General features: G+C 40.6%; 18 protein-coding genes. 15 read left to right on the forward strand and 3 right to left on the reverse strand.

What is annotated here, in order from left to right; translation table 11 throughout:
• Nucleotides 1-6 precede the first annotated feature (6 nt).
• The 3 genes from BLW31_RS10920 to BLW31_RS10930 all read left to right on the forward strand — a co-directional run bounded on the left by BLW31_RS10920 (nt 7) and on the right by BLW31_RS10930 (nt 4,167).
• Entirely contained in the window at nt 7-3,105 is a 3,099-nt protein-coding gene (locus tag BLW31_RS10920; RefSeq protein WP_010537950.1) for a DUF6298 domain-containing protein, read from the forward strand.
• A gap of 176 nt (nt 3,106-3,281) precedes the next feature.
• Nucleotides 3,282-3,833, forward strand: a complete 552-nt coding sequence (locus tag BLW31_RS10925) for an RNA polymerase sigma factor (RefSeq protein WP_010537951.1) — start codon at nt 3,282-3,284, stop codon at nt 3,831-3,833.
• Between the two features lie 82 nt (nt 3,834-3,915).
• A complete protein-coding gene (locus tag BLW31_RS10930; RefSeq protein WP_010537952.1) occupies nt 3,916-4,167 on the forward strand; it encodes a hypothetical protein in 252 nt (83 codons plus the stop codon).
• 113 nt (nt 4,168-4,280) lie between these two features.
• On the opposite strand, the gene BLW31_RS10935 is transcribed toward BLW31_RS10930, so the two are convergent.
• On the reverse strand, nt 4,281-5,531 hold the full coding sequence (locus tag BLW31_RS10935) for an MFS transporter (RefSeq protein ID WP_010537953.1): 1,251 nt from the start codon (nt 5,529-5,531) through the stop codon (nt 4,281-4,283).
• 169 nt (nt 5,532-5,700) lie between these two features.
• On the opposite strand from BLW31_RS10935, the gene BLW31_RS10940 reads away from it, so the two are divergent.
• From BLW31_RS10940 to BLW31_RS10950, 3 genes are read left to right on the forward strand one after another with little or no spacing between them, the layout of a single operon-like run.
• Nucleotides 5,701-6,468 carry a threonine/serine exporter family protein gene (locus BLW31_RS10940; protein WP_010537954.1) on the forward strand — a complete coding sequence of 256 codons (768 nt, stop codon included), beginning with the start codon at nt 5,701-5,703 and terminating at the stop codon, nt 6,466-6,468.
• Between the two features lies 1 nt (nt 6,469).
• Nucleotides 6,470-6,964 (forward strand): threonine/serine exporter family protein, encoded by a 495-nt coding sequence (locus BLW31_RS10945; protein ID WP_010537955.1) that lies wholly within the window; start codon nt 6,470-6,472, stop codon nt 6,962-6,964.
• A 12-nt stretch (nt 6,965-6,976) separates the two neighbouring features.
• Nucleotides 6,977-7,705 carry a DUF6064 family protein gene (locus tag BLW31_RS10950; protein WP_010537956.1) on the forward strand — a complete coding sequence of 243 codons (729 nt, stop codon included), beginning with the start codon at nt 6,977-6,979 and terminating at the stop codon, nt 7,703-7,705.
• A gap of 81 nt (nt 7,706-7,786) precedes the next feature.
• On the opposite strand, the gene kdsR is transcribed toward BLW31_RS10950, so the two are convergent.
• The gene (gene kdsR / locus BLW31_RS10955; protein ID WP_010537957.1) at nt 7,787-8,596 is read right to left on the reverse strand and encodes a 3-ketodihydrosphingosine reductase; all 810 of its coding nucleotides are present in this window, start codon (nt 8,594-8,596) and stop codon (nt 7,787-7,789) included.
• A 162-nt stretch (nt 8,597-8,758) separates the two neighbouring features.
• Here kdsR and BLW31_RS10960 point away from each other — a divergent pair, with 162 nt between their 5' ends.
• Complete coding sequence (locus tag BLW31_RS10960; protein ID WP_372450255.1) at nt 8,759-9,544, forward strand: DUF4846 domain-containing protein; 786 nt, start codon at nt 8,759-8,761, stop codon at nt 9,542-9,544.
• Between the two features lie 191 nt (nt 9,545-9,735).
• Here the strand turns inward: BLW31_RS10960 and BLW31_RS10965 are convergent, their stop codons facing one another.
• On the reverse strand, nt 9,736-10,356 hold the full coding sequence (locus BLW31_RS10965; protein ID WP_010537959.1) for an HAD family hydrolase: 621 nt from the start codon (nt 10,354-10,356) through the stop codon (nt 9,736-9,738).
• A gap of 286 nt (nt 10,357-10,642) precedes the next feature.
• Here BLW31_RS10965 and BLW31_RS10970 point away from each other — a divergent pair, with 286 nt between their 5' ends.
• From BLW31_RS10970 to BLW31_RS11005, 8 genes are all read left to right on the forward strand, one after another.
• Complete coding sequence (locus BLW31_RS10970; protein WP_010537960.1) at nt 10,643-11,731, forward strand: hypothetical protein; 1,089 nt, start codon at nt 10,643-10,645, stop codon at nt 11,729-11,731.
• A gap of 140 nt (nt 11,732-11,871) precedes the next feature.
• Complete coding sequence (locus BLW31_RS10975; RefSeq protein ID WP_010537961.1) at nt 11,872-15,006, forward strand: glycosyltransferase family 117 protein; 3,135 nt, start codon at nt 11,872-11,874, stop codon at nt 15,004-15,006.
• Nucleotides 15,007-15,010: 4 nt separating this feature from the next.
• A complete protein-coding gene (locus BLW31_RS10980) occupies nt 15,011-15,277 on the forward strand; it encodes a DUF3098 domain-containing protein (protein WP_010537962.1) in 267 nt (88 codons plus the stop codon).
• Nucleotides 15,278-15,506: 229 nt separating this feature from the next.
• On the forward strand, nt 15,507-16,058 hold the full coding sequence (locus BLW31_RS10985; protein ID WP_010537963.1) for an RNA polymerase sigma-70 factor: 552 nt from the start codon (nt 15,507-15,509) through the stop codon (nt 16,056-16,058).
• 96 nt (nt 16,059-16,154) lie between these two features.
• The gene (locus BLW31_RS10990; protein WP_010537964.1) at nt 16,155-17,132 is read left to right on the forward strand and encodes a FecR family protein; all 978 of its coding nucleotides are present in this window, start codon (nt 16,155-16,157) and stop codon (nt 17,130-17,132) included.
• A gap of 121 nt (nt 17,133-17,253) precedes the next feature.
• On the forward strand, nt 17,254-19,875 hold the full coding sequence (locus BLW31_RS10995; RefSeq protein ID WP_029425544.1) for a carboxypeptidase regulatory-like domain-containing protein: 2,622 nt from the start codon (nt 17,254-17,256) through the stop codon (nt 19,873-19,875).
• 168 nt (nt 19,876-20,043) lie between these two features.
• Complete coding sequence (locus tag BLW31_RS11000) at nt 20,044-21,141, forward strand: MBL fold metallo-hydrolase (protein ID WP_081477597.1); 1,098 nt, start codon at nt 20,044-20,046, stop codon at nt 21,139-21,141.
• A gap of 198 nt (nt 21,142-21,339) precedes the next feature.
• Nucleotides 21,340-22,848, forward strand: coding sequence for a 4Fe-4S binding protein (locus BLW31_RS11005; RefSeq protein WP_010537967.1), 1,509 nt, complete (start codon nt 21,340-21,342; stop codon nt 22,846-22,848).
• Nucleotides 22,849-22,852: the final 4 nt, after the last annotated feature.

Below are 22,852 nucleotides of genomic sequence, written 5' to 3' on the forward strand. Positions count from 1 at the left end.
ATTGTAATGAATATGCAATTAAGAACTATCCTTTTAGGATTACTGAGTCTAGGGTTTGTGCAGGGATATGCGCAAACCTTTGCTTTGCAGGTTAAGGATGACCGGATCACATACCTGGATGATGAACAGGGAAACCGGATTCTTGATTTCTCATACTGCGGTTACAAGAGTTCCGAACAGGATATTCCAGATGTTCGCAATACCGTGTTTGTATCTTGGACAGCGGGAGATAATACAGCACGTATTCAACGTGCTATTGACTATGTCGCCTCATTGGTTCCTGATGCTTCCGGTTTCAGAGGAGCCGTTTTATTGGATCAGGGAGAATTTTCATTATCCGAAAGTCTTCGTATAGCTGCCTCCGGCATCGTATTGCGAGGAGTGAATAAAGAGAAAACGATACTGCTTAAAAAGGGGGTGGACAGAGGTGTCCTAATCTATATGGAAGGGACAGATGATCTGAATACACTGGATACATTACAGGTTCTCTCGAAATATGTTCCCGTAAATGCAAGAACATTGGAAGTCGCTTCGGGTACTTCTTTGAGAAAGGGAGATCGGGTAATGGTGAACCGTCCCTCCGAAAAAGATTGGATTGCTTCATTAGGATGCGATATTTTCGGAGGAGGGATCGGTGCTTTGGGATGGAAAGAAGGGGATATGGATCTCTCTTGGGACAGAACTGTGACAGAAGTAAACGGTAATCAGATAACACTGGATGCTCCGCTAACAGTAGCGTTAAATGCTACATATGGTACTTCTACTGTCACCGTTTATCAATGGAACGGACGTATCCGGAATTGTGGTGTAGAGAACATGACCTTGATTTCCGACTACGATAAACGTTATCCAAAGGATGAGGATCACTGCTGGACAGGAATTTCAATTGAAGATGCAGAAGACTGCTGGGTACGCAGAGTAAATTTCAAGCATTTCGCAGGAAGTGCCGTCATCGTTCAACGTACCGGCTCCCAAATCACGGTTGAGGATTGTATCTCACGGGAACCTGTTTCTGAAATTGGAGGAATGCGCCGCTGCACTTTCTATACTTTGGGGCAGCAGACGCTCTTTCAGCGTTGCTATTCTGAACATGGTATTCATGACTTCGCTGCCGGATATTGTGCTGCCGGACCTAATGCTTTTGTGCAATGTGACTCGTATGAATCATTAAACTTCAGTGGCTCAATTGACGCATGGGCATGTGGCTTGTTGTTTGATGTGGTCAATATAGACGGCCATAATCTGAGTTTCAAGAATCTGGGACAGGATAAGAACGGAGCTGGATGGAATACGGCCAATAGTCTGTTCTGGCAATGTACTGCTGCTGAAATAGAGTGTTACACTCCGGCAAAAGATGCAATGAACCGTGCATACGGTTGCTGGGCACAATTCTCCGGCGACGGTGAATGGGCTCAATCGAATAATCATGTGCAGCCCCGTAGTATTTTCTATGCTCAGTTAGAGGAGCGTTTGCAAAAGAAATGTGCAGAACGTGCCCGTTTCCTGCCTCGAAATACAAGTGCAACAAGTAGCCCGACTGTTGAAGTTGCTATGGAATTGGCTAAAGAGGCTTATAATCCCCGTCTGACACTGGAGCAGTGGATTGAACAAGGAGCATTTGCTTCTTCGACAGCTACGACCGGACTGAAATCAATCGATGATATCAAAGAGAAGAAAATAATTTCGAATAAGAAGACATCGGTACAGTCCGGAGTGACTATTGTAGACGGACGTATCCAGATGGACGGTGCTTTGCTGGTAGGAGGTAGCCACACTACCCCTTGGTGGAATGGAAAACTTAAAACCAATTTTCTGAAAAAGGCAAGTCCTGCCATCACCCGCTTCGTTCCGGGACGTGAAGGGTTAGGACTGACAGACCGCATTGATTCCGTAATCGACTTTATGAAGCAAAAGAATATATTGGTATTTGATCAGAACTATGGACTTTGGTATGACCGTCGCCGGGATGATCACGAACGTGTCCGCCGCCGTGACGGAGATGTATGGGGACCTTTCTACGAACAGCCTTTCGGACGTAGTGGTCAAGGTACAGCTTGGGAAGGATTGAGCAAATATGATCTGAATCGTCCTAATGCATGGTATTGGTCACGCCTGAAAGAGTTTGCAGAAAAAGGAAACAAAGAAGGACTGCTGCTATTCTATGAAAACTATTTCCAGCACAATATTCTGGAAGCAGGTGCACACTGGGTAGATTGCCCGTGGAGGAGTAGTAACAATATTAATCAGACCGGATTTCCGGAACCCGCTCCGTTTGCCGGAGACAAACGAATTTTTGTTGCAGATATGTTTTATGATATCACTCATCCGGTTCGCCGCGAGTTACACAGACAATATATCCGTCAGTGCCTGAATAATTTTGCGGATAATCCAAATGTCATTCAGTTGACAAGTGCCGAATTTACAGGTCCGCTGCACTTTGTACAGTTTTGGTTGGATGTGATTGCCGAATGGGAAGCTGAAAGCGGCAAGAAAGCCAAAGTAGCATTGAGCACAACGAAAGATGTACAGGATGCTATTCTTGCCGATCCGAAGCGTGCCGCTGTAGTAGATATTATTGATATCCGGTACTGGCATTATAAAACGGATGGCATCTTTGCACCGGAAGGAGGGAAGAATATGGCTCCCCGCCAACATATGCGTAAAATGAAAGTCGGAAAAATCACTTTCACTGAAGCCTACAAGGCTGTCTATGAATATCGTCAGAAATTTCCGGAGAAAGCTGTTACCTTTTATGCACAGAATTATCCGGCGATGGGGTGGGCTGTACTCATGGCCGGCGGTTCATGTCCTGTAATTCCGTGCACAGATAAAGCTTTCCTGAAAGATGCAGCAATCATGGAAGTGGAAGAAACCAATACTGATGATTATAAGAGAATAGTAAAATCTGATATTGGAAGTATCATTTATTCCAAGTCCGGAACAGAAATTCCTGTTCAATTATCGTCCGGAAAGTATAGTCTAAAGTATATTCACCCCAGTTCCGGGAAGGTAACTACGATTGATAAATTACTTAAAATCAACGATGTATACACATTAAAAGTACCAGATAAGAAAGAAGGAATTTATTGGTTCCATAAACTTTAAAACAAAAAATCCCGTTGATGACTGATCAACGGGATTTTTCTATTTTATAGGTAATTTCTAACAAAAGAGTGTTATAAAACATGATACTTATTTTTTCAACCTACAAACCAGATTTTACCTGTAGTTGAGGTCAAGACTGCTTAGCTTTGCAACATCAAATCAATCGAATTAATGCTATGATGGAACAGACTAATAATTCAACCGAAACTTTACTCGCTTCTTTCCAAGCGGGAAATATGGCAGCTTTTTCGCAGCTATATGATTTGCACATCAACATTCTTTTTAATTACGGATTGAAGTTGACCATTGATAAGGAGTTGCTGAAAGATTGCATTCACGATATTTTCGTAAAGCTCTACACCAAAAAGGATGAATTAGGAACTATTGATAACTTGAAGTCTTATTTATTTATTTCATTAAAAAACAAGTTATGCGATGAACTTCGCAAACGTATGTATATGTCTGATACAACTGCAGAAGAAGTGAATGCAATAGCACCCACAGATGTAGAAGATGATTATATGGAAGAAGAACAACGCCAAAATGAGTTTTCGTTGGTGAAGCGTTTACTAGACCAACTTTCTCCTCGTCAGCGTGAAGCACTTACGTTATATTATATAGAAGAGAAGAAATACGAAGATATTTGCGAGATTATGAATATGAATTATCAGTCTGTACGCAACCTGATGTATCGCGGATTGACAAAGCTGCGTAGTCTGGCAAGTTAATTTTAGTAAAAAGGATAATTAGTTGAGTACATGTACAGGGTAACAGCGTCCTATTTATGTAAACGCTTAAAAAGGATGCAATATGTGCTCTAAGGTAAAGGATTTTTTGACGGATGATGATTTCATCAATTATGCGCTGGGTGTAACACCGGAAGCAGTTTCCCAATGGGAAACTTATTTCATGGAGCATCCGGAACAAATAGCAGATGCAGAAGAAGCCAAAGCAGTATTGCTGGCTCCGGCAGATGTTGCCTGCGATTTTTCACTGGTCGATAACCAGAATTTAAAGGATAGAATTGCTAGTAGTATAAAAGATTTTTCGAACATTTTGTAGTTAGATTAGATAGAAGTTAGGTTAGTTAAGGTTAGTAAAAGGATTGACGCAGTCTTTCACAATGGCTTGAGTGATCAAGTATTGTGAGAGACTGCGTTTTTATATTTATCTTATCATATGTATTCTTTTCGAATATCGAAGCCCTTACTAAAACTCACAATCAACACAATGCAACCACCCAATACACCAATTATCATATAGGCTATACGAATATCAAAAGCTTGTGTTATTGCACCGATAAGCAACGGTGCAATCAGTGAGCCTATAAAACTGATGCTCGACAGAATAGTAAGTGCAATGCTAACAGGCGTTTTTGATTTAGCTCCCACAAAGCTGTATAAAGTAGGTACGATACACGAAATTCCCAATCCGACAAGCATAAAGCCTAATGAATTGATAATGACTTTCATGACCATTGAATCAAAAGTATTGCCCAGTAAAGCGGAAATAAAGAAGCCGATACAAATAAGGCTGCCTGCCAATTGCAATACCTTCTTCTTTCCCCAAAGCTGATATGCGTAATTGGTCAGGAAGCGTCCTGCCGCCATCATTACCATAAATACCAGAAAGCCGATCTGCAATGATTTAGGGACATTGACTACCGATTCAAAATATACGGCACTCCAGTCGAACATAGCGCTTTCTACTATCAATGCGAATAATCCTACCAGCCCTAGTTGGAGAAGGAGTATTTCCGGCTTCCGAAATAGCAGACGGAACACATTGGGCGTTTCCACTTCGACCTGAGAAGCTGTTCCGGAGTTTGGAAGTGACTCCTCATCCTCTCGCAAGGTTGCTTCCTGTAGATATTTTCGCCCCGCCAATACAATAAGAAGAATGATAGCAGATATCAGCATATAATGCCAGACGGGAGCAACTCCCAACCATATCATAACAAAACCGATCAATGCGCCGGTACAGGCTCCCAAGCTCCATCCTCCGTGAAAAGTAGCCATAATTGTTTTGCCATACAAACGTTCCACTTCAATGCCTTGCGTATTGAATGATATATCGCATAAATTCCAGAAGACACCGAAACCAAATAGCAGGAAACCCAGCAAATAAACCTCATGAGCCAGTCCCACACAAAGCAAAGAAATAGCATAACCAAGAATGCTGACTTGTACCATCGTACGGCTACCTAGCCTGGAGACGAGATATCCTGCCAAAGGAATGGCCACGAACTTCCCTACAGGAATCATAAATAGAATCAGTCCCCAATAAAAAGCGTAATTGGCTGCAAAAACATCCTTAAAGTCAGGAATACGGCTTGCCCAACTTGCCATGCATAGTCCCTGAGCAAAGAAAAAGGTCAATATGGCAAAACGTATTTTCTCTTTCGGATATGTAAATTGGTTGTTCATGAGTTTCTTATTTTTATGTTCGCAAAGGTATTTAAATTTCGTATTCTGTCTTCTTTACCGATGAAGAAAATCAGCGATTAAGTATTTTCTTTCTGAAAATATGCAGGATTTAGGTGCTTGCTACTACTCTTTTTTGTACTTTTGCAGCCGATTTAAAAAATTCACATACATGAAGACAAGCGAATCTTTATTATCTATAGGTAAATTCATAGCAGAATATTCAGCTCATCTAATGGGAGCGGGAGTGCATACATCACGCGTTGTACGCAACTCCAAGCGTCTGGGAGAAGCCTTTGGCTTAGATGTTAAACTGGGAGTATTTCATAAGAATATTATTCTTACAATCATCGACAAGGAAACGAACGAAGCTTGCAATGAAGTAATAGATATCCCTGCACATCCTATCAGTTTCGAACATAATTCAGAATTAAGCGCCCTCAGCTGGGAAGCAGTGGATCATCATTTGTCGCTGGAAGAACTGAAAGAGAAATACAAAAAGATTATTTCCGCTCCGATGATGCATCCTCTTTTTGTCCTGATATTGGTCGGTTTTGCCAATGCATCATTCTGTAAACTGTTTGGAGGAGACCTGATTTCAATGGGAATTGTTTTTTCTGCCACTCTTACGGGATTATACCTGAAACAACAGATGCAAAAGAAGAAAATGAATCATTATATTATATTCATTGTCTCAGCTTTCGTCGCATCCTTATGTGCTTCTACCGCTTTGATTTTTGATACAACTTCCGAAATAGCTCTGGCAACCAGTGTACTATATCTCGTACCCGGTGTTCCTTTGATCAATGGAGTCATTGATGTCGTCGAGGGATATGTTCTGACAGGATTTGCCCGTTTGACAGAAGCTTCTTTGCTTATTGTCAGTATAGCTATCGGCCTTTCCTTTACATTATTAATGGTAAAAAACAGTTTAATTTAATATGGTAGCACTTGATATTCTTTCTGACGGTTTCTTTGCTGCAATAGCAGGTATCGGATTCGGCGCAATCTCCGATCCTCCTTTGCGTGCTTTCAAGATGATTGCGATATTGGCAGCATTAGGCCATGCGTGTCGTTTCTGCCTGATGACTTACCTAGGCGTAGACATTGCTACAGCTTCTTTATTTGGTGGTTTGGTAATAGGTTTCGGCAGCTTATGGCTGGGAAAGAAAGTCTATTGTCCGATGACAGTACTTTATATTCCGGCATTGCTTCCGATGATTCCCGGAAAGTTTGCCTACAATATGGTTTTCTCGCTTATCATGTGTCTGCAGACAGTGAATAAGCCGGAAATGCATGACAAGTATATAGAAATGCAGGAAATGTTCTTCTCCAATTCTTTGGTAGCAAGTACAGTCATTTTTATGCTGGCAGTAGGAGCAACATTCCCAATGTTTATTTTCCCACGCAGAGCCTTTTCGTTAACAAGACATTAATAAACTACTTTTATGGAGATTTTTTGGAGAACAATAGCATATTATAATTCGGCTACCTGGATTTTACAAATAGTTGTCATTCTGATAGGTATCGTGCTGACTGCATTACTCATCAAGAAACCACGTCCGTGGGTGAAGATGGGAATGAAGCTCTATATGATAGGACTTTATTCATGGATTTCTATTGTATATTACTATATATATTGCGAAGAACGTAGCTATAACGGAGTAATGGCGATGTTTTGGGGAGTAATGGCCATCATTTGGGTATGGGATGCCATTACGGGATATACCACCTTCGAACGTACGCACAAATATGACGTATTGTCCTACGTCTTGTTGGCAATGCCTTTCATATATCCTATGGTATCGTTAGCACGCGGACTTTCTTTCCCGGAAATGACTTCTCCGGTGATGCCTTGTTCCGTAGTTGTATTTACGATTGGTTTATTATTGCTCTTTGCTTACAAAGTAAATATGTTCCTGGTACTTTTCCTCTGTCACTGGTCATTGATAGGGTTGTCCAAAACTTATTTCTTCCAGATTCCCGAAGATTTTCTTTTGGCTAGTGCCACCATTCCGGGTCTGTACCTTTTCTTCAGAGAGTATTTTCTGAACAACCTTCATGCAGACACCAAACCGAAAGCCAAATATATAAACTGGCTTCTGATTACGGTTTGTGTCGGACTGGCTGTATTACTGACAACCACAATGTTTCTGGAACTGGTACCGAAAAACTGATTCGGAACAAAAATATATAAATACATAAAAGGTCGATAGTAACTGAAGTTGCTATCGACCTTTTATGTATTTCTGAATGATCTATTTAATGGCATAGAATAATCGTAAAGCATATTGCATCACCCTGTCCGGTAACCAGCTTTTACTCATCGCGAACAGAACCTGTACTACAGGGCCGACTTTAGTCCGGAACGGAGGATTCTTGCGAGCCACTATTTTACAAATGCTGGAGCCTAGTTTCCGAGGGTGACATCCATTGCGCTCTTCCTTCTCGATTATCTTTAATGAATTCAAAAAGCTCTCCCCATAATCCGAATCCTGTCGGGTCAATTCGGAGATATTACGATTGTCAGTGAATCCGGTATTGAAATCTCCCGGTTCTACCAGACAAACTTTGACATTGAAAGGGTGAACTTCTAATGCCAATGCTTCGCTGTAACCTTCTACTGCAAATTTAGATGCCGAATAAAATCCCTGATAGGGGATACCCATTACTCCACCGATAGAACTGATGTTGATTATTTTACCTTTACGCGCCTTGCGCATATAAGGAAGTACTGCTTTACACATATTGACCACACCAAAGAAGTTAGTGCTCATTTGTATGTCAACTTCCCGTTCGGTAGCTAATTCCAAAGCTCCGCCAATACCCATTCCTGCATTATTTATCAGCACATCAATCCGCCCCTGCTCGGAAATAATCTGTCCAATAGCTTGTTGGATAGATGAAGTATTGGTTACATCTACCACAAGCATTTTTACTTTGCCCATGTTTTCGGATGTTTTACGGCTCGTTCCATAAACGATATGTCCTTGTTCAGACAACATTTGTGAGGTAATCTTTCCGAACCCGGAGGATGCTCCGGTGATAAGTATGATTTGTGATTGCATATTCCTTTCTATTTGCTGCAAAGATAAAGAGAATATCTGAAAGTTTGATTTTTAGAAATCCGTATTCTAGAAAGATGCTTAGAAAGGATCAGTTTACAAAATTTGATTTTCTGAAAAAGATATTCTATCTTCGGAAAAAATAAAAATATGAGAAAGATACTTATGATCAATGTTTTATGCCTGGTTTCATTAACTACATTGCTAGGACAAACAGTAGAAAACAGAATAGCTCCTCCTGTAAACTACATTCGTGAGACATGTGACGAACATTCTTTTACCTCATATCTACGCCAACTGCCTTTACTTCCCAAAGGTAGCAAAGTACTACTTTACAACGGACAGGAAAAAAGAAATCAAGCTGCCGCATATGCCGTAATAGATATGGAAATAGGTAATCGTGATCTGCAACAATGTGCAGATGCGATTATGCGCTTGCGAGCAGAATATTTGTGGGCACAAAAAAGATATGGAGAAATTAAGTTTAACTTTACCAACGGCTTTCCCGCAGAATACAAGAAATGGGCAGAAGGAAACCGGATTAAAGTAAATGGAAATAACGTGCAGTGGTATACAGCGGGGGGAAAAGATTATTCTTATAAGACTTTCCGCAATTACTTGAATATGGTATTTACGTATGCCGGTACTGCTTCTCTTTCCAAGGAATTGCTGACCATTCCATATATGTCATTGCAACCGGGAGATGTATTTATTAAAGGAGGCTCACCGGGACATGCCGTAATCGTTGTAGATGTGGCAATTCATCCGAAAACAAAAAAGAAAGTTTTTTTATTGGCTCAAAGTTATATGCCTGCCCAACAGATTCACATTTTGGTTAACCCGGCAAACCACAACCTGTCTCCATGGTATGAATTGACTGAAACGGATAGCGGTTACCTTTACACACCTGAATGGACTTTTGAGAAGAAAGAGCTAAAAAGATTCAAATAAAAGATAATCTTACTATGATATCCGATTCGTTCCACCTAGGTAGAACTAAAGGGAGACCTAGGTGGAACGAACTATTTTCTGCATAGCAATCCATCATTAATAATAAGCAAAGTACAATAAGATCAAACAACTATAACCACTTTATCGTTAGCTGATTTTCGAATAAAGTGGTTATAGTCTTAAATAAATATCTATTTCTTCAATATTGTAGTCAACTCTTCCCGCCAGTCAGCCCCATTCTCCGGTTGAAAAGTTTCAAATCCGAGTTCTTTACCTATATGGATATTTGAACTTCCATCATCGACAAACATGGTTTCGGAAGGAATAATATTACAGTCTTTAATCATTAAGTCGAATATCTCCGGTGCCGGTTTAGTGTGTCCTAATTGGTAAGATAAATATAATTTGTCGCAATAATCATTCAAAGGTTTTCTCCTTGACGAAAATTCAGGACTACAGGCCCATGACATAACGAAAGGATTCGTATTACTAAGAAGATATACATGATAGGACTTCCGAAGTTCCAATATATAATCAAGTTTACGCAAATCCACTTCCTTGAAGAAGCCTAGCCATGCCTGCTTGGTTTCTTCCATAGTCAGTTCGCGTCCGCATAGGTCTCCAAGCTGTCTACGAAATTCATCGGCACTCAACTTTCCTTCTTCCAATTCCTGAAATATTCCAGTCTGGTGATATTTGTCTAAACGGGTATCGGCATCCGCCAATCCTATCTTGATAAATGCCTGAACTGCTTTATCGCGATCAATGTCTACAATTACTCCACCAAAATCAAATACAATGTTCTTAATCATGATATACAATTTTAATTTGCTACAAAGATACAGCTTATCTTCTTAATAAACAGCTGGTCACTTCCTTGATCTTTGTCAAAAAAAGCATGAGAACAGGTTGATTGGACTAATGAAATATGATGGTGACACTATCCCGTCGTGATGGTGTCACTATACTCATAGGATAGTGACACTATGAGAGTGGGATGGTGACACTATTTTTGTTGGACTTATGGAAGTACAAATACCAATTTATTTTTTATATTTGCAACTCCAACCATTTGTATGCAAAAATAAAAATAGAGTTATGAATAATCTTCGAATTTTATTATATGTAATTGCACTCTCTTTGGCCGCATGTCATCCAGAAGGAACCAATGTGAATCAAGGATTGGATAAAGCCGCCCAACTGATAGAACAAGACCCGGACACCGCTTCCTTCATTCTCGAGAATATTCGGGCGAATCAAATGAACGAGGCTCAACTGGCAGAGTACAATCTGTTATGTACCCAATTCAATGAAGACAAGAATATTCCTCATTCTTCGGATGAGCAAATCCGTCAGGCCGTTTCTTATTTCGTGCAGAACGGAGATGAATATCAGCAATCAAAAGCATACTATTATCTGGCTTGTGTAGAAAGTGACCTGGAAAGGAAAAAGGAAGCAGAAATTCATTTTAAGGAAGCGATCAAGTTGGCTGCTCTCACAGAGAAGTATGATTATATGGCTAAGATATGCAGACGTTGCAGCCTGTATTATCAGAAATACGGCAACTTCGACGAAGCACTGGAAATGGAAAGAAAAGCCTATGCCAGTCAATTAATGCTCAACGATACCAGCGGTAATTCAAGAACCATCCTTTCGTCTGCATTAGGAGTCTTCGGTGTTATGTCTTTGTTGCTCGGACTATTGTGGAGAAAAAACAAGAATGTCTACGCGCAATTAAATTCATTCAAAGATGAAATGCTGCGCAAAGATGTGGAATCGGATAAGTTAGCACTGCAATGTAACTATCTGGAAGAAAAATATCAGTCACTCCAACAACACATATACGAAAGTTCTCCTATTGTATCAAAAGTCCGGCAGTTGAAAGAACGGTCCGTTTTATCTTCTAAAGCCCTTTCATTCTCAGAAAAAGAATGGGGTGAATTATTACGGCTTCAAGAAGGAGTATATGGACTTGTATCCAAACTGAAGGAAATAAATCCCAGACTGACGGAAGAAGATTTGAGAGTATGTGCATTTCTGCGTGAGGGCATTCAACCTGCCTGCTTTGCAGATATCATGAAGTTGACGGTGGAAACTCTTACTAGAAGAATATCGAGGATAAAAACAGAGAAACTAATGCTTGTAAGCACGAAAGAATCGTTAGAAGATTTCGTAAAATCATTGTAGTCCGTATTTGTCCGGAGATATCTTAAAAACATTACTGTATATCAAATAATTAAAGATATCTATCGTCCGTATCCGTCCGGTTAAAAACACCAAAATAAACCTCTTGTTCTATAACTTTGCAAACAAAAAGTTACAGAACAATGAATTACTTATTATTTAAAAGATGGAATGATTTCAGTGGTTGGATGGTTTTTCTGATAGCAGCTTTTGTTTACGGAATGACCATCGAACCGACTGCCAGTTTTTGGGATTGTCCCGAGTTTATTTCGTGCGCAGAGAAGTTACAGGTGGGACATCCGCCCGGCGCACCTTTTTACATGTTAGTGGGAAATCTGTTCACTCAATTCGCTTCCGATGCTACTCAGGTATCACGCATGGTCAACTTTCTGAACGCATTGCTCAGTGCAGGCTGCATCCTTTTTCTTTTCTGGAGTATTACCCGTCTGGTCAGATACCTCTTAAAAGAAGAAAAAGGTGAGTTGTCTATAACAGATGTTATTATCATTTTGGGGTCAGGACTTGTCGGAGCTTTGGCCTATACATTCAGTGACACATTTTGGTTCAGTGCAGTAGAAGGGGAGGTATATGCCTTTTCTTCATTTCTCACAGCTTTGGTATTCTGGATGATTCTCCGATGGCAAGACGAATCGGATTCTGTCTGTGGAGACCGGTGGATTATCCTGATAGCCTATATTATCGGATTGTCTATCGGAGTACATTTGCTTAATTTGCTTTGTATTCCGGCCATCGTACTGGTCTTCTATTATCAGAAGTATCAAACGATATCACTCAAAGGAGTGATAGGTGCAATTACTTTGTCCGGGTTACTTATTGTACTGATTCTATTCGTCTACATTCCCGGTGTGGCTGATATGGGAGGGTGGTTCGAACTGCTTCTTGTCAATGTGCTGGGCTTTCCTTTCCAGTCCGGGCTGATTATCTTTCTGGCTTTGGTGGTTTTCTTGCTGATTGTAGCTATTTATCGTTTCAGGAAACGTATAATACATACTACTTTATGGTGCATGCTTGCATTAACAATGGGCTACACTACATATGCAGTAATATTGATCCGCGCCAGTGCCAATACTCCTCTGAATGAAAATGCTCCGGATAATATCTTCACGTTAAAGAGTTATCTGAACCGCGAGCAGTATGAAAGCGCACCTTTACTTTACGGGAGAACATACTCCTCCGAACCGGAGTATGTGCCCGAGGGTGACTATTATAAAGTAAAAACGAAAAAAGGGGGTGCTGTGTATCGTCAGGATAAGGAAGAAGGGAAGTATAAAATCATACGGCATAAAGAAGATATATGTTATACGCAAAATATGCTGTTCCCCAGAATGTGGAATGACCGGCTGGCTTCGTCCTACCAAAGCTGGTCGGGAGGAACCGATAAAGTTCCGACACAGAAAGAGAACCTGACTTATTTCATTACCTATCAGCTTAACTATATGTATTGGCGCTATTTCTTATGGAACTTTGTCGGACGGCAAAATGATATGCAGGGACATGGCGGACCGGAATATGGAAACTGGATCACAGGAATCTCCTGGCTCGATAATGTAAGACTTGGCGATCAGAAACTCCTCCCTGAATCTCTGCGCCAGAATAAAGGTCATAATGTATTTTATGGTTTGCCACTGATTCTGGGCTTAATCGGCATATACTGGCAATTAGTACGCGGAAAGAGAGGCAAACAGCAGTTTAGCATCGTGTTTTTCCTCTTCTTTATGACGGGACTTGCCATTGTGCTCTATCTGAACCAGACTCCCGGTCAGCCACGTGAACGGGATTATGCGTATGCCGGTTCGTTTTATGCCTTTGCTATATGGATAGGGATGGGAGCTGCCGGACTGTGTGATACGCTTCGCAAAAAGAAAAATTCAGTGCTTCCCATCAGTGTATCCATGTTGCTTTGCCTGCTGATTCCTGTGCAGATGGCTAGCCAGACTTGGGACGACCATGACCGAAGCAACCGATATACTTGTCGTGACTTTGGAGCCAATTATCTGATGACGCTTCCCGATAAAGGCCATCCGATTATATTCTGCAACGGTGACAACGATACTTTCCCTTTATGGTATAATCAAGACACGGAGGGAATACGCAGAGATGCACGTATCTGCAACTTGAGTTATGCGCAAACAGACTGGTATATCTATCAGCAGCAGTGCCCTCTCTATGATGCTCCCGGACTACCGATAAGCTGGAAAAAGGATCAATATCAGGAAGGTAAGAACGAGTACGTATCTGTCCGCCCGGAACTTAAAAAGCAAATAGAGGAATTGTATCAGAAACATCCGGAAGAAGCACGGGATAGCTTTGGGAACGATCCGTTTGAAGCAAAAAACATTTTGAAACATTGGGCACTCTCGGAAAAACAAGATTTCCACGTGATTCCCACCGATACCATAAGTATCGATATTGATAAAGAAGCAGTGCTTCGTTCGGGAGTCATGCTTCCAAAGTCTATCCGCCATCTGAAAGGAGAGGAGTTAAGAAACGCGATACCGGATAAAATCTATATCTCCTTAAAAGACATACGTGTGCTGACTAAAATGGATTTGCTCTTGCTGGAGATACTTGCCAACTGTAATTGGGAGCGTCCGCTGTATATTGCCATTTCCGTAGGCGAGGTCAGTAAATTGAAATTTAATGATTACTTTGTTCAGGAAGGACTGGCATTTCGTTTCACTCCTTTCAATTATCGTGTATGGGGAGATGCGGAAGGAGACAACGGATATGCAGTAGATATAGAGAAACTCTACGACAATGTCATGAATAGATATAAATATGGCGGACTGGATACTCCCGGGCTTTATCTGGATGAAACAACTTTGCGTACCTGCTATTACCATCGCCGTCTGTTTGCCCAGCTAGCCAAAGAACTGATAAAGCAGGGTGACCATGTACGTGCCCGAAAGGTTCTCACTTATGCAGAGCAGGCTGTTCCGGCTTATAATGTCCCCGAGATATACGAAAGCGGTTCATTTGATATAGCAACCGCTTATGCCGCACTAGGAGAAAAGACAAAAGCCGTCACCTTATTCAATCATCTGATAGCCGAATCGGAAGATTATATAAACTGGGCATTTTCATTGGGAAATGGCCGAACAGGAATGATGCAGAATGACTGTTTATACAAATTCTGGCAATGGAATGCGTACAACGAACGTATGAAAGAGATAGATAAAGAATCTTATGAAGCAAGCAACCGGCGATTTGAAGAAAAGTATGCACTATTCACTCAAATAATAAATAATAGAAATTAAAAACATGGAACCGAAAATAATGAGACAAAAAGAAATGAAAACAGTATTTGGCAAAAGAAACTATGTTATTTTATCCATAGGTTCGATACTGGTTATTATAGGATATATATTAATGAGCGGCAAAGGGAGTACCCTTGCCGCATACAATCCTGATATCTTTAGCGACCTGCGTATACGCGTTGCACCCGTCATATGCTTAATCGGATATCTTCTGAATGGCTTTGGCATTATTTACCATCCTAAGCAAGATCATTCCAAACTGAGTCAATGATCATCAGTCTTTCAACAGAGGTAGCTGATCAAGCATATTTCTAAGCTTGATCGCTACCCGTGGCATAAGCTCGGCAACCGTAAGATTGGAGGCAGAAGAAAAAGGTTCATAAAGAAAGGTTGAAAAAAGAATAATTCGTTTGGATACATCTTAATAATTCAAAAAGAGTATCTTTACAAAATAAATAATTACTTCTTTTGTCCTCACAAAATACGAAAGCTTGGATAATATGAATAATAGTATTGACATAAAGACACTGGAAGCCTTTCAGAATGGTAATCATAAGGCTTTCGAGACCGTTTTTATAGCCTATTACAACAATACCAAAGCTTTCATCGACGGATATATAAAATCAGAATCGGATGCAGAAGAACTAACGGAAGACTTGTTTGTCAATCTTTGGATCAACCATAGCTCTATCGATGCTTCCAGATCTTTTAACGCTTATCTGCATACCATTGCAAGAAATGCAGCGATAAACTATTTGAAGCATAAATACGTACATGATACTTATCTGAATAATAATCAGGAAATAGAATATAGTTCCACTTCGGAAGAAGACTTTATTGCAAAAGAACTCGGCCTCCTGATAGATGAGCTAGTTGAAAAGATGCCGGAACAGCGGAGAATGATTTATACATTGAGCCGTAACGAAGGATTGAGCAATGCTGAAATAGCAGAACGTCTGGATACGACCAAAAGAAATGTTGAAAGCCAGCTAAGTCTGGCTTTGAAGGAGATACGGAAAGTGATTTCATGTTTCCTGATGTCTTTGTTATAATTCTGAGACCACATTATTATCACTTTTCGGAAAAAATATCAATTTTCTTATTGAGCTTTTTACTGTCAGGCTGTATATATAGTAAAGTACAGCTAAATGGAAAAAAGTAATATCAACAGAATTATCAGAAAGTTTCTTTCCGCCCGTTTTTCTCCCGAGACAGAGGAAAAAGTACAGAAGTGGATTATTGAAGATAAAGACATAGAGGCAAAAGAAAAAGCCTCACTGGAGTATTGGAATGAACTGGATGTAAAATCCGATCCGGGCACCTATTCCGCATTGGAACGGGTAAATCTAAGAACCGGATATAATAAGGAACATCTTGAGAACATTGTTTCATATCAAAAATTCACCCGTATTGCCGCGCTTATCATTCCCGCTCTGATGCTTGCGGGGGGGATACTCTATTACATGCCTTTTAAGAATGAAATGATGGAGATATCCACCGCATATGGAGAACAAAAGCGGGTGGTTCTGCCGGACAGTTCCGAAATATGGCTCAACGCAGGAAGTACAGTTACTTTTCCGGAAGTTTTTGCAAACGACAAACGACTTGTAACTCTCGACGGTGAAGCCTACTTTACAGTAAAGAAAGATACTACCAAGCCTTTCGTAGTAGAAACTTCGCAGCTTTCAGTTAAAGTTCTCGGTACAAAATTCAATGTAAAAGCCTACTCCAATGAGGCAAAAGTCACGACCACCCTGACAAGCGGCAAGGTAGAAGTCAATGCTCCATCCCGGCATCCGCATATACTTCAGCCGAATGAACAACTGACATACGATAAAGAGACTTCAGACATCCGGATTACAGAAGTAAACACGAGTGAAACAAACAGCTGGATGACAGGAAAACTCATATTTATCAATGCTACAGCCCAAGAAATATTCAGCACCTTGGAAAGACGCTATGATATTGCAATTGAGAGCCATTCGATGCATATTCCCGCATCCAAACGATATACCGTCAAATTTCTGAAAGGTGAAAGTAAGGATGAAATGCTGAATCTATTAGCAGACATCATTGGATTTACTTATCAGCAGAATGGAAATAAAATAGTATTAACCCAACAATAAAAAAACAGCCTATGAAGAAAAAGAACTGGGAAGCAGCTTGAGACCCTCTACCCAGTTCTGAAATGTCTATCCTCATTAAACAGCGAAGTAAAATGAAGTATCAACATACAAATATATAATAATGGATCGAATAAATGCTAATAAAAAGCTAGATAAGATGATCATTCTTTTGTTTTTTTCTTTTCTGTCGTTAACGGCTATTCCGCAAAATGCAGAAAAGAAAATCACAATCCAAAATAAAAACATATCCCTAAAGGAAGCTTTCGAACAAATAGAATTACAGACCGGATACAGCATTGCTTATGAACAATCCGATCTGGACCTGAGCAAGAAACAATCTCTGTCGTTAAAATCCGCAAGCATTGATAAAGCAATGGAGCAAGTATTGAAAGGGACCGGATATACATATAAGATCAAAGGATATCATATCATTATCTCCTTATCGGAAAAGAAACCTAAAATGACCAATGAAAAGACACAAAAACTAACGCAAACCATAAGAGGAATCGTTGTGGATTCCAAAACCAACACTCCAATAGAATACGCTTCTGTCTGCATAGAGGAAGATCCTTCCTACGGTAGTTCTACCGATAGTCTGGGATACTTCCGAATTCGTGATGTTCCGGTAGGACGTTATAATATACTGGCATCTTTTACTGGCTACAATACCCGTATTATCAGCGAGGTATCGGTGAGCTCGTCCAAAGAAGTGTATGTAGAAATTCCCATTGACGAGAATATTCAATATCTGGCAGAAGTCCTCGTAAAACCGGAAATAAAGAAAGACCGGACGATCAATCCGATAGCTATCACAGGCGGACGCATGATCAGTATGGAAGAGGCGGGACGATTTGCTAATGGATTTGACGATCCGGCACGACTCAGTGCAGCTTTTGCAGGAGTAGCAGGAGACATCGGTACCAATGCAATTGCCATCAGAGGAAACTCCCCGCAATTCACACAATGGAGGCTGGAGGGCATTGAGATTCCTAATCCTACACATTTTGCCGATTTAGCAGGTTTGGGAGGAGGGTTCTTATCAGCTTTGAGCACACAAATGATTGGAAACTCCGACTTTTACAACGGAGCTTTCCCTGCCGAGTACAACAATGCGCTATCCGGCGTTTTCGATATGCACCTGCGCAATGGAAATAATCAGAAGTATGAACACGCTTTTCAAGTCGGGCTGATGGGAATTGATTTAGCCTCAGAGGGGCCTATCAATAAAAAGAGAGGTAGTTCTTACCTTGTCAATTACCGGTTCTCGACTACATCGCTGGCTTCCGCCGATGACTTGAATCTCAAATATCAGGATTTAGCCTTTAAACTGAATTTTCCTACTTCCCGGGCCGGTACCTTTTCTATCTGGGGATTAGGCTTGATTGATAGAAATAAAGAGAAGCCACAAGATCGCTCGGAATGGGAAACGATGGCAGACCGACAGTCGGGAAAAGATGAACTTGAAAAAATGTCGGGGGGACTGGTACACAAATATTCTGTTAATGAAGACACGTATATTCGTTCTTCTTTATCTGCCACCTATTCCAGAGATCACACAGTGGTCGATCAACAAACGGATGACAAGCAAGTTCCGGTGGCAGATATCCGAAACAGCAGGTGGGATCTTATTTTTAATTCATATCTGAATATGAAATTCAGTCCGAGGCATATCAATAGAACAGGAGTTACCATCACGCAGCTTAACTATGATCTCGATTATCAGGTCAGTCGTTATTTTGGTTTGAACAGACCTATGGAACAAATTTCAAAAGGTAATGGAAAAAGTACCGCCATCTCGGCATATAGCAGTTCGGTTATCAACTTGAATAATAATCTGACAACCAGCTTAGGAGTTACAGCTCAGTATTTTACTTTAAACAATAACTTTTCAATAGAACCACGGGTGGCTTTGAAGTGGAAAATAAATCCGAAACAATCTTTAGCATTAGCTTATGGTCTGCATAGCCGTAGGGAAAAGCTGGATTATTATTACGTGGAAAAGGTTGTCAATGGTAAGAAGCTGTCAAACCGATATATGGATCTCTCCAGAGCACATCATTTCGGACTTACTTATGACTGGAACATAAATCAAAACCTGCATTTGAAGGTAGAACCTTATTTCCAGTATCTATTTCACGTGCCGGTAGAGGAAAAATCCTCTTTCTCAGTCATTAACTATGAGGAATTTTACTTAGACAGGATATTGGTAAACACCGGGAAAGGCAGAAATTACGGAATAGACATAACACTGGAACAGTATATGAAGAATGGATTCTACTATATGATTACAGGTTCTTTATTTAAATCGAAATATAGGGGAGGAGATAACGTTTGGCGAAATACAAGGCTGGATAAAGGTTATTTGCTGAATTTACTTGCCGGTAAAGAATGGATGGTCGGCAAACTTAAACAAAATGTATTAAGCCTTAACGGACGATTATATTTTCAAGGCGGAGGACGATATACGCCTGTAAATAAAGAAAGAAGTCAGGCCGAACACGACATTGTTTTTGATGAAACTCAAGCATACAGCGAAAGATTCAGTCCGTCTATTAATGGAGATGTTTCCTTTAGTTTCAGAATAAATAAAAAGGTAGTATCCCATGAATTCTCTGTAAAAGTCTTAAATGTAGGTATGCGTACCGGAATGCACTTCTACCAATATAATGAGAAAACCAATGAAATAGAAAAGAAGGACGGACTCGGCATGATACCTAATATAAGCTATAAGATTTATTTCTAGGCAATAGGATATCTTATCTCTGGATTCAGTTGAAGGCTTATCCTTCATGAGATGACTCTCATGAAGGATAAGCCTTCAACCTTTTTCGGTAATTGTGGTATAACAATCTGTAATATACCATCATCTTGTCTAAATACCTGTATATTTGCTACGTAAATAAAATTAGTCATTCATTATATGCGTATCATCAAGAAATTTAGAATCCGTATGATCATAGGAAGTATATTAGGTATAGCACTATTGCTGGTGGTGACAATCTTTGTCTTTATCAACCAGCCCAGTTTTGGCAGAACTCCCCGCGGCGAACGTCTGGAAAGAATAAAACAATCTCCCAACTATAGAAACGGGGAGTTCCAGAACCTTCATGAAACAACTTTAATGACCTCGGACAGAGGGCGGTTTGCAGGTATTTTAGAATTTCTTTTCCGAAAGATAGAAGGTCTGCGCCCCGACCAACCTGTAAATGCAATAAAAACAGACCTCCGACAAGTCGGACGGGACAAAGAAATGCTGGTATGGTTCGGGCATTCATCTTACCTGATTCAGACAGGAGGAAAACGAATACTAGTAGATCCGGTATTTTGCATGGCTTCCCCTGTTTCTTTCGTCAACAAACCTTTTAAAGGCACCGACATTTACAAACCGGAAGGCATGCCGGACATTGATTATCTGATCATTAGCCATGACCATTGGGATCATCTGGATTATAACACTGTAAAAAAACTGAGAGACAGAATCGGAACTGTCATTTGCCCTTTAGGTGTAGGCGAACATTTTGAATATTGGGGATTCGACAAAAAACAGATTGTGGAACTTGATTGGGACGAAGATTCAAGTCTCGAAGCTGGTTTCAAGGTCTACTGTTTGCCCGCCCGTCACTTTTCCGGGCGCGGTCTTTCTTCCAATCAGTCGTTATGGGCTTCTTTTTTACTGCAAGCTCCTTCACAGAATATTTATATCGGTGGAGATGGAGGATATGATACTCATTATGCGGAAATAGGTGAACGCTTCCCCAACATCGATCTTGCAATTCTTGAAAACGGCCAATATAATGAAGAATGGAAATTAATCCATATGATGCCGGAACAAATGTCACAAGCAGCTAAAGACCTAAATGCGAAGAAGATCCTTACGGTACATCATTCAAAATACGCATTAGCCAGACATCCTTGGGATGAATCTTTGCAAAACGCAGAGAATATGCGAAACCATGATTCACTGAATGTACTGATTCCGGAAATAGGAGAAATTGTCAAATTAGAATAGAAATATCAGTCAGAACTGCAATTATCTGATTCTGAAAATTTCATAATCTGTAATATTGGTATAACTTTCTGTAATTTATATAGTGTGATAACAAATCACTCTGCTTAAATTTGCATCGATAAAAAGACTAAAATTCGATTCGGATATTGAAAATAATATTGGGATATAACTACTATAAATTGATAATTTAATAAATTTATGCTGCGTACTATCAGACTTACAGCCGCAATCGTGTGTTTTGCACTTATTACCTTACTGTTCCTTGATTTTACGGGAACGCTTCACACATGGTTCGGATGGCTGGCGAAAATTCAGTTTCTGCCGGCAGTATTAGCCTTGAATATAGGTGTTGTACTACTCCTTATTGTACTTACGTTATTGTTCGGGCGTATTTACTGCTCGGTCATTTGCCCGTTAGGAGTATTTCAAGATGCGGTTTCGTGGATTTCCGGCAAACGGAAAAAGAATCGTTTTCGTTATTCTCCGGCTTTAAGATGGCTTCGATATGGAGTGCTGACCGTGTTTGTCATTGCCTTAGTTGCCGGATGGAACACTTTTGTAATCCTATTGGCTCCTTATAGTGCTTATGGGCGTATGGCTTCCAGCCTGTTGGCACCATTCTGGCAATGGGGTAATAATCTTATGGCATATTTTGCCGAACGGGCAGAAAGTTATGCTTTCTACGAAGTGGATATGTGGATGAAAAGTCTTTCAACACTGATCATTGCCATCATTACTCTCGTCGTTCTTTTTATCCTGGCATGGCGGAACGGACGTACTTATTGTAATACGATTTGTCCTGTCGGCACAATATTGGGATTTATCTCACGATATTCAATCTTCAAACCCGTAATTGATACGTCTAAATGTAACGGTTGCGGGCTGTGTGCACGTAATTGTAAAGCATCCTGCATCAATACAAAAGCTCACGAAATTGATTATAGCCGTTGTGTAGCTTGCATGGATTGTTTAGGGAAATGCAAACAAGGGGCTATCAGATACACAAGACGAATTCCGAAAAAAGAATCGGCTACAACAGAAACAGTTCAGGTTAAATCAGTCACCGCAGAACAAGTGAACAATGCCCGCCGTAGTTTCCTTTCCGCATCTGCTGTCGTTGCGACTACTGCCGTACTGAAAGCACAGGAAAAGAAAGTAGACGGAGGTCTGGCAGCCATCGAAGACAAGAAGATTCCCAATCGGGAAAATCCGATTTATCCTCCAGGTTCATTGAATGCACGTAATTTTACCCAGCATTGTACTGCATGTCAGTTATGTGTTTCCGTCTGCCCCAATCAGGTATTGCGGCCCTCCGGTAATCTGGTTACTTTAATGCAGCCGGAAATGTCCTACGAACGTGGTTATTGCCGTCCGGAATGTGCAAAATGTGCGGAAGTATGTCCTACGGATGCTATCCATCTGACCAGCCTCGCTGAAAAATCCGCTATTCAGATCGGACATGCAGTATGGATTAAAGAAAACTGTATACCGCTGACAGACGGAATGGAGTGCGGCAACTGTGCCCGTCATTGTCCGGTTGGTGCTATCCAAATGGTAGCTTCCGATCCTGATAATGAGGATTCATTGAAAATTCCGGTAGTAAACGTCGAACGGTGTATCGGTTGCGGAGCTTGTGAGAATCTTTGTCCGTCCCGGCCTTTCAGCGCCATTTATGTGACCGGGCACCAGATGCACAGAATTGTATAATCTA

Source organism: Bacteroides faecis MAJ27 (assembly GCF_900106755.1).
Taxonomy (GTDB): Bacteria; Bacteroidota; Bacteroidia; order Bacteroidales; family Bacteroidaceae; genus Bacteroides; species Bacteroides faecis.